Annotated in this window: 15 protein-coding genes; 2 read left to right on the top strand and 13 right to left on the bottom strand. The window is 58.3% G+C overall.

The features are described from left to right. Positions 1-162: 162 nt before the first annotated feature. Complete coding sequence (locus ACIOWL_RS17060; RefSeq protein ID WP_400387771.1) at positions 163-699, bottom strand: HipA N-terminal domain-containing protein; 537 nt, start codon at positions 697-699, stop codon at positions 163-165. Next, complete coding sequence (locus tag ACIOWL_RS17065; protein ID WP_400387774.1) at positions 696-1,235, bottom strand: helix-turn-helix domain-containing protein; 540 nt, start codon at positions 1,233-1,235, stop codon at positions 696-698. The genes ACIOWL_RS17060 and ACIOWL_RS17065 overlap by 4 nt, the downstream gene beginning before the upstream one ends. 688 nt (positions 1,236-1,923) lie before the next feature. Between ACIOWL_RS17065 and ACIOWL_RS17070 the strand changes: the two genes are divergently transcribed. Beyond that, on the top strand, positions 1,924-2,403 hold the full coding sequence (locus tag ACIOWL_RS17070; RefSeq protein ID WP_400387777.1) for a GtrA family protein: 480 nt from the start codon (positions 1,924-1,926) through the stop codon (positions 2,401-2,403). A 125-nt stretch (positions 2,404-2,528) separates the two neighbouring features. Here ACIOWL_RS17070 and ACIOWL_RS17075 read toward each other — a convergent pair whose 3' ends face one another. From ACIOWL_RS17075 to ACIOWL_RS17125, 11 genes are all read right to left on the bottom strand, one after another. Further along, on the bottom strand, positions 2,529-3,155 hold the full coding sequence (locus ACIOWL_RS17075; protein ID WP_400387780.1) for a TetR/AcrR family transcriptional regulator: 627 nt from the start codon (positions 3,153-3,155) through the stop codon (positions 2,529-2,531). Then, positions 3,152-3,916 carry a tyrosine-protein phosphatase gene (locus ACIOWL_RS17080; RefSeq protein WP_400387782.1) on the bottom strand — a complete coding sequence of 255 codons (765 nt, stop codon included), beginning with the start codon at positions 3,914-3,916 and terminating at the stop codon, positions 3,152-3,154. Before ACIOWL_RS17080 ends, ACIOWL_RS17075 begins: the two co-directional genes overlap by 4 nt. After that, positions 3,913-4,746 (bottom strand): phosphonate ABC transporter, permease protein PhnE, encoded by an 834-nt coding sequence (gene phnE / locus ACIOWL_RS17085; RefSeq protein ID WP_400387784.1) that lies wholly within the window; start codon positions 4,744-4,746, stop codon positions 3,913-3,915. The genes ACIOWL_RS17080 and phnE overlap by 4 nt, the downstream gene beginning before the upstream one ends. Then, on the bottom strand, positions 4,733-5,572 hold the full coding sequence (gene phnC, locus ACIOWL_RS17090) for a phosphonate ABC transporter ATP-binding protein (protein ID WP_400387786.1): 840 nt from the start codon (positions 5,570-5,572) through the stop codon (positions 4,733-4,735). The genes phnE and phnC overlap by 14 nt, the downstream gene beginning before the upstream one ends. Continuing rightward, positions 5,569-6,462, bottom strand: coding sequence for a phosphate/phosphite/phosphonate ABC transporter substrate-binding protein (gene phnD / locus ACIOWL_RS17095; protein ID WP_400387788.1), 894 nt, complete (start codon positions 6,460-6,462; stop codon positions 5,569-5,571). The genes phnC and phnD overlap by 4 nt, the downstream gene beginning before the upstream one ends. Before the next feature lie 235 nt (positions 6,463-6,697). Then, the gene (locus ACIOWL_RS17100; RefSeq protein ID WP_400387790.1) at positions 6,698-8,230 is read right to left on the bottom strand and encodes a deoxyguanosinetriphosphate triphosphohydrolase family protein; all 1,533 of its coding nucleotides are present in this window, start codon (positions 8,228-8,230) and stop codon (positions 6,698-6,700) included. A gap of 262 nt (positions 8,231-8,492) precedes the next feature. After that, positions 8,493-9,419, bottom strand: a complete 927-nt coding sequence (locus ACIOWL_RS17105) for a 2-hydroxyacid dehydrogenase (protein ID WP_400387792.1) — start codon at positions 9,417-9,419, stop codon at positions 8,493-8,495. An 824-nt stretch (positions 9,420-10,243) separates the two neighbouring features. Then, positions 10,244-10,807: a YdeI family protein gene (locus tag ACIOWL_RS17110; protein ID WP_400387794.1), complete on the bottom strand. Its 564-nt coding sequence runs from the start codon at positions 10,805-10,807 to the stop codon at positions 10,244-10,246. A gap of 69 nt (positions 10,808-10,876) precedes the next feature. Further along, positions 10,877-11,068: a hypothetical protein gene (locus tag ACIOWL_RS17115; protein WP_400387796.1), complete on the bottom strand. Its 192-nt coding sequence runs from the start codon at positions 11,066-11,068 to the stop codon at positions 10,877-10,879. 9 nt (positions 11,069-11,077) lie between these two features. After that, a complete protein-coding gene (locus tag ACIOWL_RS17120) occupies positions 11,078-12,118 on the bottom strand; it encodes a methionine synthase (RefSeq protein ID WP_400387798.1) in 1,041 nt (346 codons plus the stop codon). 18 nt (positions 12,119-12,136) lie between these two features. Then, positions 12,137-13,129, bottom strand: a complete 993-nt coding sequence (locus tag ACIOWL_RS17125; RefSeq protein WP_400387801.1) for a putative oxygenase MesX — start codon at positions 13,127-13,129, stop codon at positions 12,137-12,139. A gap of 122 nt (positions 13,130-13,251) precedes the next feature. Here ACIOWL_RS17125 and ACIOWL_RS17130 point away from each other — a divergent pair, with 122 nt between their 5' ends. After that, complete coding sequence (locus ACIOWL_RS17130) at positions 13,252-14,193, top strand: LysR family transcriptional regulator (RefSeq protein ID WP_400387804.1); 942 nt, start codon at positions 13,252-13,254, stop codon at positions 14,191-14,193. The last annotated feature ends 6 nt before the right edge of the window (positions 14,194-14,199 follow it).

Genomic DNA, 14,199 nt, shown 5'->3' on the forward strand with positions numbered 1-14,199 from the left:
CGATTCACCTCTAGTAACGTCGTAGCGAGGGCAACTAAGCCGGACGGCAGAGCTGCTTGGAAACACAACCGTATGTTTGATTGTTAGCCTAGCCTAACCATAATTAATTCGAAAATGATGCGGTTCATGCCTTCTAGGCTTGGCCCTTGCTCACGATGCCGTTCATCGACCGTCTATGCTTCGTCTTTTCGCGGCCATCGGGCAGCGTGCGGAAGTTCTTGCTTGCTGGCGTCGGCATTCAGGAGGTATGTGTGCTCTGTGATCTGGACGAATCGCTGGCCAAGTTGCTGTGATGCATAAGGCTGAGCTGACAAGGAAATCAACAACGCTGGGGCCATCATTGCGCGGAATCAGTTCTCCTGGAGACTGCAGCAATACATCAACTTCTTCTGGACGCACGAACTGCACCGCACCGGCGCAATCAAGTCCAATATGTTCCAGAAGCGCAAATGGGTTCTGTGCAGAGATGGAAAATTCCTCGGCGAAAGACTGCCGAACTGCCTCGCCTTCCGGGATCAACCCTTCAATGAACGGATCGGTTACTGCACGAGGGTATGCATCCTCACGATATGGCATGGACAAAGAGAGACTGACACTTTGAGCTCCACCAGGGAGATATTGAAACTTCCTGTTCCCGGACCCTGTTTGTTGGAGGACGCCAACCACGTCTCCGTATAGGCAGGTTAAAAGTTCTTTCATTGAGTATCCTGCTTATCTTGACCGTCAGGTACTTGATTATCGTTGCTTTCATTCATGCCGCCAGCTCTCAAATCGGACTCCAAAGAGTGGGGTAGGGAACTCGGTAGACCTTTTTCGATACCACGCGCGATAGCAGCCGGGCTACCAATCTCTTTCGTCATGCGTTGAACGCTGGACTGGCTAAGCGCGGTGCTTGATAGTTTTTTCGCGGGGGATTCGCTTTCACTGGAAAACTTCTTGAGTGCCGCTGCAGTGGCGGGGGAAAACAAATTCAGCTGTTCCGTGGGAACCGCTTTTGGAGTGTCAGACATGACGTCCTGGCCAAAGGAAAGAGTTAGTGAAACCCCTAGTGCCTCTAAGGTATCGAGTATCTTCCCGAACTCTGCTCGAGTTCGTACGCCTTGTTCGAGGCCAATTAGCCATTTTCGCGAAACACCGGCACGGTCAGCTAGGGCCTCTTGGGTCAAGCCGAGCTTAATCCTGGCATCATGAACAAAGGAGCCAAGTTCTTTCTGATTCGAGATCTCTCGTTTCATGACACACCCTTTCATCGTGTACGTATATTCACAACACTCCGTGTGAACGAATGTTCACAGTTCTAGATGTGACCGAGCGTTCACGGGCGAGAGAATGTCTGCCGCTAGCAGTGGCATCTGAGAATCCCGGCTCAGGACAGCGTGTGTTTGCCTGTACTTTTCTCACTCGCCGGAGGCGGATTTGCTTGGCAGGACGGACCTACACTTTCGCAGCACCGCATAACTCCCACTTACCGCCTCACGGTTACTGTCTGGACCTTCTCTATAAAATTCGTGACATAGGAACAGTCGGGGTAATGGTTAGCGGGCCATTGGTGAACAGTCTTATGCGGGTGAATTCTGGATACGCAGCGCGGCAGCCTCGAGTTCGGAATGCGGTGGCGTCTTTGAGTTGAACAAATGCTACATCCCGCGGTATGTGGACTAGCGGCCTGTGAATGGTTTTCGCTGTCCTTGCCAATAACTTTCAACTGGCGGAGGGACAAGGTTTTTGCTCATTTCCGCGTTGACCGGGCAGATGAAGCCAATTTCACACCATGGAAGATGTTTCCTTGTGAAGTCGGGTATTTTCATCAAGTCAGAAGGTAATCAACAGACAGAAACAGGCTAGCTCTTTGGCTCTTCCCAGCGTGTGAAACTAAAATCGGTTCGTTAGGCGTTTTTCGCGCTCACCGAATTCAGGAGAAGCATGGCTCTACGTGAAAATCCAGTGGTTGTTCGTGCGCTGCGTTTCCTCGGCGTCGGTGGGTTCTGCTTCATTGTGACCCTGGCCGTGAACTACGGCCTGAAATACACCGTCATGGAAGCCCACCCGACCACGGCATTTTTGATCGCCAATACCGTGGCAACGGTTGTGTCCTATGTGCTTTCCCGCCAGTACACCTTCCAGGATCGCAACGACGCGCACCGCAAGCGTATCCAGGTGATTGGATTTTTTACGGTATCTGCACTGGGTATCGTGATCAACTCGGCACCGCTGTACATTTCACGCTGGGTTTTCGGCCTACACCATCCAAACGTTTCCTTCCTGTTCCAGGAAGTCGCTGACTTCGTTTCCGGCCCAATCATCGGTACCGCGCTGGCGATGGTTTTCCGCTGGTGGGCCCTGCACAAGTTCGTTTTTCCAGAGGTTTCCGAAAAGGAACAGAAAGTGGAACTTGCAGCCTAAGGTTGCCCTCTGCCACGCGGAGAAGCACCCGTGAACCGGTGACCACGTAGTTTCCGGTACATAAAACACCGACAGCCGCCGGTGGGAAAGCAGTTCAACTTTCCCACCGGCGGCCGTTGTTTTAACTAGGTATCTGAGCGCAACATGCCGCGCCAGAGGGTCTGGAAGGAGCGTTCTAGCCGCTTTTGCACCGCCGGATCCGACAGGCTATCGCCACGAACGACTATCTGGTAGTAGGCGACTCCGGCGAGCGCATCAAAGCTCGCTTCCACGTCAAGATCTTCGCGGAGGATTCCTTGATCGATTCCTGCTTGCAGTGCCTGTTCGATTGGCACCCTGCGTTTGGAGACGTGTGTTTCCCAGTAGGTTCGCTGCAACTGCCGGTCTGCCATCACCAGGCGGATGCGCTGGCGAAAGCGGGATTCGGAGTAGCCCCCGGAATCCTCTAGCGCCCCGGGGCCAAGCCAGGTTTCGAAAAAGACATCTCGCAGGTCCTTGTCCACTTCTATGGCCGGTGGGACGACTCGTCCTTCATCAAGCGCCGCAGCGATGAGTTGTGTCAGCGACGGCCAACGTCGATAAATGGCTGCCCGGCTGACACCGCTGGTGGAGACCAGCTTCGAGACGGTGACTTCTTCGTCGGCATCGATCAGCGCAAGGGCGGATTGCAGTACCCGGTGTTCAAGATCTGCCAGCCGGGGTCTGCCGGGCCTTCGCGAGATTGGCGCCTCGTGGCACGGCTGTGCGCTCATTGGCTCAGTGCTTTGCCGCGCAGTGCTGCGATGGTGTCAGCGCTGAGTCCGGCATTCAGCAGTGGACGCAGCGGATCGCCGTGGCGTTCGCGAAGTGCGGTGAGGGTGCTGCGCATGGAGATCTCCATGCCGCCTTGGAGCAGGCCGTCTGCGTTGAACTGGTCGACGTCAATGCCCAGGGCTTTCCACATGGCGCCCATGACCGGTCGGTTGCGTTCCATGATGGCTGGCATGTTGTTGCCGGTCCGTGCGTAGTCGGTGATGATGTCCTGGTCGCTGGCGCCTAGGGCGAGCAATAGCACCGCGGCCAGGACACCGGTGCGGTCGCGCCCCGCGGCGCAGTGGAAGGCGGTGGTTCCCTTGGTGAAGGCGATGATGTTCAGCGCGGTGACCAGCTGCGGGGCGCAGTTTTCAATCATTCCCAGATACATGCCGCCCATGGCCTCATGGGTCAGTTCGCCGGGATTCCCCGGGGTCTGGCTGGCGATGTCGTTGAGCAATGGCAGGTGGTGGTAGTTGACCGGCAGGGAGCCCAGCGGGCCGCGTCCGGTGGTGGTGACTTCCAGCGGGGAGCGCAGATCGATGATGGCGTCCAGGCCATCGGCCACCAGTTGGGTAGCGACCTGGTCGGTGACGTAGGCGAGGTCGTCGGTGCGGATGGCCATTTTCTCGCGCAGCAGGCCCCCGGCCACGGGGATTCCGCCGAGGTCGCGCAGGTTGACCGGTGCGGAGAGTTCGATGTCTAGGGTGTTGGTGCTCATGTGATTTTCCTTCGGATGAGGGCGCTGCCCTGGTCGATAATCGTGACAAGAATGATGATGCAAATGATGATGGCGCTCAGGTGGCCGTAGTCGTACATGCGCATGGCGGTGGTCAGTTCCAGACCGATGCCGCCGGCGCCGACCAGACCCAGAATGGTGGCTCCGCGGACGTTGCCTTCAAAAAGCAGCAGCGTGTAGGAGACCAGTAGCGGTGCGGCTTGGGGCAGGATGCCGTATTGCACTACCTGTCGTTTGCTGGCGCCCACGGACTGCATGGCGGTGATGGGTCCGCGGTCCACGGATTCCATGGCTTCGGCGAAAATTTTGCCAATGGACCCCAAGGAACCCAGGGTCATGGCCAAGATGCCGGCGAAGGGGCCCAGGCCTACTGCCGAGACGAACATCAGGGCGATGACCAGATCCGGTACGGCGCGAATGATGTTCATCATCCAGCGGCAGATGTAGTAGAGCCAGCGCGGGGCAATGTTGGAGGAAGCGCCGAAGGCGACAAATAATGAGAGCACCACACCCAGTACGGTGCCGACGATTGCCATTTGCAGTGTTTCAAGCAGCAGGGCCAGGATGGTGGAGATCTTGCTGAAGTCCGGCGGGAAGAGCCGGGAGAGGAACTCACCCATATTCACCGCGCCTTCACCGAGTTTGATGAAGTCGAATCCAACACCGCCGGCGGACCAGAACAGGATGACCAAAGCGACGGGGATGCCGATGAGGAATCGCCCGCGGGGAAGGGTGACGGCTCGTTCCAACCGTGCGCGTTCTTCCGGTGAAAGCTTTGGTTCGCTGCGGGTGGTGGTGCTAGTGGAGTTCATGATCGGTGTCTTTCTCGTACAGGGCGGCCAGGGCTGCCGGCTCCAGCTCGTTGCAGGGACCGGAAAGCATCATTTTGCCGTCCTTGAGTCCGACAATGCGGTCGCTGTGTTGTAGCGCGAGAGGCAAGACATGCAGGCTGACCAAGACCGGGATTCCGTCTTCTATGGCGATCTCGCGCAGCAAGGTGAGCACGGAATCGGCCAGTTTGGGATCCAGCGAGGCGACTGGTTCATCGGCGAGGATCAATTCAGGTTCCTGCATCAGGGCCCGGGCGATGGCCACACGTTGCTGCTGTCCGCCACTGAGGGATCGGGCTGGTTCCTTGGCCTTGTGGGCTATTCCCACACGGTCCAGCAGTTCCATGGCTCGGCGTCGGTGAGCGCTGGAGAAGCCGCCAACCAGATTGATGGCTCCGGCACGGTGCAGGGCACCGGTGAGCACGTTGTTCAGCACGCTCAGCCGTCCGATGAGGTTGAACTGCTGGAAAACCTGGCCAACCTCCGAACGCAGGGTGCGCAGTTCACCGCGTTGCAGGTTGCACACATCATGCCCGGCAACTCGTACGCTGCCCGAGCTGATCGGGGCGAACCCGGTCAAAGACTTCATCAGGGTCGATTTGCCGGAACCTGAGGAGCCCAGCAGGGCGACCATTTCTCCGGGGAAGAGCTCCAGATCCACGTCGTCAAGGACGCTGTGCGCAAGATTTCCGTCGTAGCTGACCTGGAGTCCGCGGACCGAGACGCGGGGGAGCCGCTGGCGTAGTTCTTGCGCGCTTGGCTCTGCAGGCGACTGCTGCCGCTGGCTGCTTTTGGCCGCCGGGATCACTTCAGATCCTCAAGTTCTACACCGGCAACGGCGGCGATGTCGGCAAAGGAAGAGAAGGAGCTCGGGGTGGGGTCGAGCTCAACGTCCAAGCCGATGAATGAAGAGTAGGCGGCCAGCGCTTCGGAATTCTCCTCGGAGAAGACCTTTGGCAGGGCTTCTTGCAATAAGGTGCGGGTTTCGTCATCCATGGATTGACGAGCTAGCACGGTACCCATGATGTCCATGGAGCGGCTCTGCCCGACGGCTCGCCATTCACCCTCGGCGAAGGGGAACATGGGAGCGCCCATCTCGGTCAGCACGTTTGCGGTGCAGGCCGCATCAACCTGGCCTTGCTGCAGGGCGGCAAAACTTCCTTCGTGGCCGCCGGAGAACTGCACCTTGTAGTCGGTACCCTGTTCAAGCCCTGCCTCGTGGAGCATGTAGACCGGCATGAAATATCCGGAGCTTGAAGCTTGATCGGCAAACGCTACGGTTTTGCCGCGCAGGTCCTCAACCTTGGTTATTGGTGAATCGTCAAGGACCACACAGGTTGAGACTGGGTCGGTGGAACCCTTCCAAGCTAGCAGCGCATCAACTTCTCCGGTGTTCACCGCCAACGCTGAGGGGAATCCGCTCATGATGCCCATGTCCACGTGGTCGGAGCGGATCGCTTCGACAACACTGAGGTAATCCGGGACATCTAGAATCTCCACTTCTCGGCCGGTTTCGGCTTCCAGCAGCGAGACCAGTGCGTCGGTTGGGTTGACCGCAGTCGGGTCATCGGAGACCGGAAGCGTCGCGATGGTGATCGGCGCTTCGGAGGCAGTGGCAGTGGGGGTGGACTGGCAGCCGGTGAGGGCGAGGGCTGCCAGGGAGCACAGGCTGGCGGCGGCGAGTACGCGAGAGCGCATGGGTTGGACCTTTCGAGGTGCGCGTTGCTATTTCGAGAACACCATTACTCAAACAGTCCAAGGTGACACCTAATTACGAGACTGGTGTACTCGTAAGAGAACTCAACGTGAACGATAGATGACACGTCCCCAAGCGCGGCGTCCGGGCATGACAACAAAGCGACCTGCGAGCCAAAGGGTTTAACCTTTTGGCTCGCAGGTCGCTTTGCGGGAGGGGAGGAATGCAGGCAAGCTCCTAGAGCCCGCGTCCGGCCTCCCAGAGGTTATCCGAGGTGCCGGTGAGCAGTGCGTTCAGGGACACCGCTTGGGCGTCGGTAAATGAGGCAATGTAGTCCACGATGGCCCGTGCCTGTCCTAGGCGTTGCACCTCGTTGGGCCCGGCCTGACGGAACAACTGCGGGGCGTCATCGCGCAGCGCCCGGTATTCCTGCGTGGTGGCTTCCACCGAATCGAGCAGGCGTCGTGGGGCACGCCCGGCGTCCTCCGCGTCATTGAGCCATCCATGAAATCCTTCCGCGAGGGAGCGGATGATCCGTGTTTGCCCACGCTGATACACGGCGAGGTCGGGGCGCTCCAACACAAAACGGGTGTGCACAAACTTGAGCACGATCACGTCATGCCAGGCCGCGTCTCCCAGCCTGACGTGGCCGCTGCGAACCGTTGGGGTGCGCTCAACGATCACCGACTCCTGCAACCGGTCAATCCAGCGCCGGGTGAAAGCGGTCACCGCGCGGTCTGCTTCCAGCCCACCGTCGTAGGGGACCGCAAGCAGCCCTTCCACCAGATCCCGTCCAACCCGTTCAACGGATTCGCGGAAAGCCTCAGCATCCGCAATCCAGGGGTCCTTGGCTCGCGTGCGCCGCCAGGTCAGCTCCAGTGCGTGACCTGGACGGCGGGTGTCCAGCTCAGCTCGTTGCAGGGTGCTGAGCTGTGTCGAGTGCTCCAGCCAGGCGCGCAATTCGGCCCAGACGCTGGTGTATTGCAGCACCCCTGCCCGGTAAAAGTCATCGAGGTCATGGACCGCATAAGCGATATCGTCCGCGATATCCATGACAGAGCTTTCCACGGTTTGCTGATACTTGGCGATACCGGGGAATACCGAGAGCACATCCTGCATCTCTTGGGAATCCACGTCATATGCGGAGAACTTGAGGGCGCCGGCCGCCGGGTCGACGCCTACACCGCGGGGCAAAAGCTCCGGTGCCAGGGGTGCCCGGGCCCGCCATTCGTTGCGTGTCCAGGGGTACTTCAGCACCGCGGCCCGTACGGCTCGGGTGAGGTTCATTCCGCGAGCGGTGGCATCGCAACTGTCCAGGGCGGTGAGGATGCGGAAGGTTTGCGCATTGCCTTCGAATCCGTCGGGAAGATTGAGCACGTTGCGGGCAACCCGGTCCAGTTCTTGCTCGCCGAGGTGCCCGAAGGGCGGGTGGCCCAGGTCGTGCGCGGCGGCGGCTGCCTGCACCACCACCGGGTCGCAACCACCCAACTGTGTGACAAGTCGTTTAGTTGTTTCATCAGCCGTACGCAACTTGATGGCAATTGAACGGGCCACCGCGGAAACCTTGAGCGAATGCGTCAGCCGGTTATGCACCAGGGTGCCGGAGCCAGCCTGGGGGATCACCTGAGTGACCGAGGACAATCGTGAGAAATAGGGAGAGAATCGAATGCGTTCAATATCGACTCGGAACTCGTCCTCGTTTTCGCTGCGTGGCTCAGCGATAGCGCGGTCGCGGCCGCCGCTCTGGTGTGTTTTTTCCCTGGTATCCATCGTAGGAACCAGCCTAGAGGACGCCGGGCTCAGTACGTTGGTTACCGCGATTGCGTGTCTGAACTGGGATGGTCAAGTGGCAGACTGAATGGTTCCGGGGCGCCGGTCACCGGCGAGCAGTGGCGTTGGTTTTCCGGCGCGGCGAGCGGTGGCTCTTTGGCTTCCGGAGATTCTTTACCCAGAAGCATTTCAACCCCCGGGCCTCGAAAGGTAGGGCTGTGAGCTTGGTGATTCTTCAGATCCGCAGAGCGGTGCGAGTTCGTTAGTTCCCGGCGCTGACCACATTAAAAGGTTTTTTGCCGGCTACGATGCCCCGGACCTGCTCGATAGCCAGTTCGCTGACGAGGTTGAGGAACTCTGCCGTGTCTCCGGCCATATGCGGGGTGATCAAACAATTGGGTGCCACCCATAAGGGGTGATCGGAGGGCAGCGGCTCCGGGTTCGTGACGTCCAAGGCGGCACGAATGCGGCCGCTGTTCAATTCCTCCAGCAGCGCGTCAGTATCGACAATGGCACCGCGACCCACATTGACCAGTAGGCACCCATCGCGCATGTGGGACAAAAACTGTGTGTCAACTAGATTTTCGGTGCGTGCGGTATGCGGCAGGGCAACGACGACGACATCTGCCTGCGGCAATAGCTCGATGACTTCATCGATGCCATGGATGACACGTGAATCCGGCAGCGTTCTCGCGGTGGAGGCCACCGTGATGACTCGCGCGGGTTTGAAGGCATGCAGCCTCGCGCTGATGGCCGAACCGACACCGCCGGCACCAAGAAGCAGCACCGTTGAGCCATGGAGCGAGGAGGTCCACGTTCGTTCCCAGCGTCGTTGCCGCTGTTGTTCCAAGGCCTTGGGCAGCTCGCGCAGGCTGGCCAGGATCAGGGCTAGGCAATGCTCTGCAGTTGCATCCTCAACCGCTCCGCGGGAATTAGTGAGAGTTGTGCCCTGCGGCAGGTGTTCCAGTACCCACTCGTAGCCAATCGACAGGAGGTGTACATGTTTCAGCCCCTTGATTCGGGCAACACGCGCACGCTGGTCGGGATTCGCCGGGCGCTCGGTCACTAGGACCTCCGCCTCGGGTGCATCGTGCGGATCATCGTTAATATGCCAGAGAATTGGTTCAATGCCTGGTAGTCGCATGCCATCGACAAGTCGTTGCCAAGGAACAAGAACACGAAGGGTCACGGTGTTTCCAATCTCTGTTGGCTATCGGATTTTCTCTGCTGTCTGAATGTGATCGAACAAGCCGGTGCGCGGTAATAGATCAATACTATGAGATTTTCTGCGCTGTTCAACAGTGAATAATTGATCCAACAGGTAGGATGTGTAGATGACTCAAGCTCCAAATCTAAAAGCAAACGCAACTAAGGCCGGTTCGACCGCAACGATGTTCATTGGATGGACCCTGGCACTGATTGGCCTAGTGGTATTTGTTGTAGGCGAACCTGTGGGCGGCGGGCTACTGGTTTTGTCCGGTGCAATTTTGCACGTCGGAGCTTTGATAGCGGAGTCGGTTCGGGGCTGAATATTGAGTTTTAAGACACGACAGGCTCCGGGGCAATATCCCGGAGCCTGACGTGTAGGAAAGAGGTCTAGTTATCAGTGGAGCTTATTGGCACCTCCGTCTGCCATGAAGGGCTTGCCGGCGAAGTGCTTGAAGACATCGGAAAATAAACGTGTGGCAGTTAGCGTTGCCTGCGCACCGAGGTCGACACCATGACCAGATGGAATGTCGCAACGGCTGCTCGCGTAAAAACGCAAATGCCTGGCTGTTGGCGCTGACTGAGCCCATGATTGGGGTGGACGGCCTGCCGGATGAGACAGCGATTTTGTCTTCAAACTGCACGGTACTCTCCCTTCCAACATCATGGTGAACCAGGATGAATCATCCCGATCCCGTGCACATAACTTGTGCACAGAGTAGAGTCTACCCGCTGAATTCGACAAGCTGTAGAAAAAGTAACCTAGGGCAAGTGTTCAGCTGACAGCCAAACGAAAACCTCGACCGGTTATGGGGTTTCGTGATCCAATTCGGTGATGAAGCGGGCCAGCCTAGCGTTTCTGGTTTTCTCGGTCCTGGCAATCATCAGCTGATGCAATATGTGGTACCTGGGCTGTGATTTCAGTGCCGCGAAATTCCGGGCGGCCAAGGGGTGGGCGTCCAACAGCTGTTGCAGATCATCGGGTACCTGCGCGGTCGCAGCACCGCCGTAAGCGCGTTCCCAGCGGCCGTCGGCTTTGGCCTTGTCGATCTCTTGCTGGCCCCGCGGGCGCATGCGGCCTTGATCGCTGAGTTCTTGAACAAAACCGGTGTTCTTGAGGGACCAGATGGAAGTTTTGCGTCGAGGGGTGTAGTGCTGCAGGAAAGTGGCTTCGTCCAGGCTGCGCCGGCGTCCGTCAATCCAACCGCTGCATAGGGCTTCTTGGAGTGCTTGAGCCGCCGTCAGCCGGGTCGGTGTGGTGGTTCCTTTTTTGGCCAGCACAAGCCACACCCCGTTGCTGCTGTCTTCAAACTTATCGAGCCATGCGCGCCAAGCGGTGGCATCCTCAAGGATCATTGGGATTTCATCCATGGGAACCATTCTTGTGCCAGTTGCAAGAATCCTCCATCGGATAGGCCGCAAAAATATTGCCACATCTGCCTAGGCGAGATGGGATGACCCGGGGGTGCCGGTGGTTTTGGCGTAGAGGATGGTGGCAAAGGGTCGCTCGTTGTCGGCGTATACCTGCGCGCTGCGAACCATCCGAAATTTGGCCAATCCGCCACCCTGGCTAGGGGGTGCTAGCTGCCTCAGGCCGGTGAATCCCAGGTAAACACCGACCGGAGGCAGCAACCCGCCAGCTTAGACGCGGGCGCCAACCAGCTCTTCACGCAGGATTCCGGCCCCCGCGCTCAGTGCACTGAGCTTGGCCAATGCCACATCCCGGGGGAAGGGGGCCATGCCGCAGTTGGTGCTGGGAACAAGCTTGTCTGCATCGACATATTCAAGTGCGTTTCGCAGTGTCTGCACTACTTCTTCGGGGGACTCGATGGCGGTATCCGCCACGTCGATGGCGCCGAGCATCACCTTTTTGCCGCGCACCAGCTCAACGACTTCCAGCGGCACATTTGAGTGGTGGGATTCCAAGGAGACGGTGTCGATGGATGAACGCTGAAGCAACGGGAAGGACTTCTCATAGTGCCGCCACTGGGCACCCAAGGTGGCCTTCCAGTCATTGTTCGCCTTGATCCCGTAGCCGAAGCAGATGTGTGCCACGGTTTCGGCTTTGAGCCCCTCGCAGGCACGTTCCAACGCGGCGATACCCCAGTCGGAAACCTCGTCGAAAAACACGTTGAAGGCTGGCTCATCAAACTGGATGATATCCACCCCAGCGGCTTCGAGCTCCTTGGCTTCCTGGTTGAGGATGGTGGCGAACTCCCAAGCCAACTTCTCACGGCTGCCGTAGTGCGCATCATGCAGGGTGTCGACCATGGTCATCGGGCCGGGAAGGGTCCACTTGATGGGCTGGTTGGTGAGCGAGCGCAGGAACTTGGCGTCATCAACGAACACCGGATTCTCGCGCGCTACGGCGCCAACAACCGTGGGCACACTCGCCTCGTAACGGTTGCGGATGAGCACCGTCTCGCGCTTCTGGAAATCGACACCGCTCAGGTGCTCAATGAAGGTAGTGACGAAGTGCTGGCGGGTCTGTTCGCCGTCGCTGATGATGTCGATACCGCGCTGGGTCTGCTCCAGCACGGCGGCGCGGGTTGCGTCCTTTTTGCCTTCAAGCAGTTCGGCGCCCTCAAGTTTCCAAGGGGACCACAAAGTTTCGGGTTGGGATAGCCACGCTGGTTTGGGAAGGCTGCCGACAATCGAGGTTGGAAGTAGCTGGGAGCTCATGGAATGGTCCTTAGGTGTTTAGGCGGCCACAGCGGCGCACGAGGCGGCCCACTGGTTCAGCAGTTCGCGGTTGGGAGTGATGAAGTGCTCTTCGGTGTATTTGCCCTGGCTTGCACCAAGCCGAGTGCGTTCCTCGCGGTCATAGGAAATGAGGGTGCGGGAGAAGTCCTGCGCGCTCAGGCTTGGCTGGTAGATGGCCGGCGCCGCGCAGTTCGCGTTGTAGATCTCCGGGCGGTAGATCTTCTGGAAGGTCTCCATGGTGCTAATGGTGCTGATCAGCTGCAGGTCGGTGTAGTCATTGAGCAGGTCGCCGCGGAAATAGAAGGCCAGCGGTGCGACGGACCCGACGGGCATGAAGTAGCGCACGCGCAAGCCCATCTTGGCAAAGTACGCGTCGGTCAGCGAGTAGTCGTCCTGCTGGTATTCAAGACCCAGAACCGGGTGGCTGTGACCGGTGCGACGGTAGGTCTTGGAGCTGGAGACGCTGATGCAGATCACCGGTAGCTGTGCGAAACGCTGTTGATAGGCGTCGGAGTCGAGGAAATGCTGGAAGAGCCGGCCGTGAAGGTCTCCGAAATCTTCGGGCAACGAAGGTTTGCCCGAGGCATCGCTTGCGGAGGGGAGCACCACACTGAAGTCGTAGTCGCGCACGTAGGAGGAGAAGTTGTTTCCTACAATGCCGTGGCTTCGGATGCCGGTTTTCCGGTCGATGATGCTGGTGTCCAGTACCTCCAGCAGGGGGAATTCTTGATCTCCGTTCTCGGAGCTGACGTGTACGTTTGCGGAGATAATCTCAAGCTGAAGTGCGTAGCGTTCACCCTTGGGATTGTCCCAGTGCGCCAAATCGTTAAAGCGTCGGTTGATCATCGTCAGGGCGTTGTGCAGGTTCTGCTGACGGTTCTCTCCGCGAGCCAAGTTGGCGAAGTTTGTGGTGATGCGCGAGTCCGTTGAGGGTGTGTAATTCTCGTCGAAGTCGGTGCTGGTAATGCTGAAAGTTAGCGCGTCTGCCATGGTGGCCAATCTGATGATTAAAGGCCTGGGCAGGCCGGGGGGAAGTCGATGCGTCAATCATGCAGTGCCAAAATGGATATCAGGTAACTCAATGTAACTATGGGTTGATATAGACTCAGCCTATGGTTCAAGGTGCAAGCGGTCTGACACTGCAGCAACTGCGTTATTTCATCGCGGTCGCAACGGAGGGTTCAATCTCCGCCGCGGCCGACCTTTTGTACGTCGCCCAGCCGAGTATGTCCGCGGCCATGAAAGAGCTTGAATCCCGCGTGGGACGTGCACTTTTGGTCCGTTCGGCCAGAGGCGTGACACTGACAATCGAGGGATCTGAATTCCTGGGTTACGCCAGACAGGTTCTGGAGCAGGTGGAGCTTCTGGAGCAGCGGTATCTGGATCGGCCCCCGTCCCGCCGACTGCTGGGGATCTCGACCCAGCATTATTCGTTTTCCGTGGATGCATTTGTCCGGATGGTCCAGGCAAGCGAGGCTGGAGAGTACGAATTTTCCTTGCGTGAGACCCGTACCGAGGAGATCATCGAGGACGTGCGCACCCTGCGCAGCGAGATCGGAATCCTCTACCTCAATGACTTCAATCGAAAAGTGATCGAGAAGCTGTTGCGTGAATCCCGGCTGGTATTTCATCCGCTGTTCCTGGCCGAACCGCACATCTTTATTTCGCGCAGCAACCCGCTCTCCGCAGCACAGCGCGTGACCCTTGCGGACCTTGAAGATCTGCCACGACTCACCTTTGACCAGGGGGCTAACAGCTCGTTCTACTTCGCCGAGGAAATCCTCTCCACGTTGTCCAGCAAACGGGCAATCCGGGTCTCCGACCGAGCAACCATCTTCAACCTGATGATCGGCCTTGGCGGCTACACGATCTCCACGGGTATCGTCAGCGACGAACTTGACCCGTCGATCGTCGCCATTCCGCTGGACGTTGAGGAACGCATCGAGATTGGCTGGATTGATCATGCCGCGATTCCGCTCACGGAGCAGGCACAGCGATACCTGGCCGAGGTCCGATCGGTGGTCTCAGATTTCGGTGTACAAGTTCTCGGCTGAAATTGA

It is taken from the genome of Glutamicibacter sp. NPDC087344 (assembly GCF_044744225.1).
Lineage (GTDB): Bacteria > Actinomycetota > Actinomycetes > Actinomycetales > Micrococcaceae > Glutamicibacter.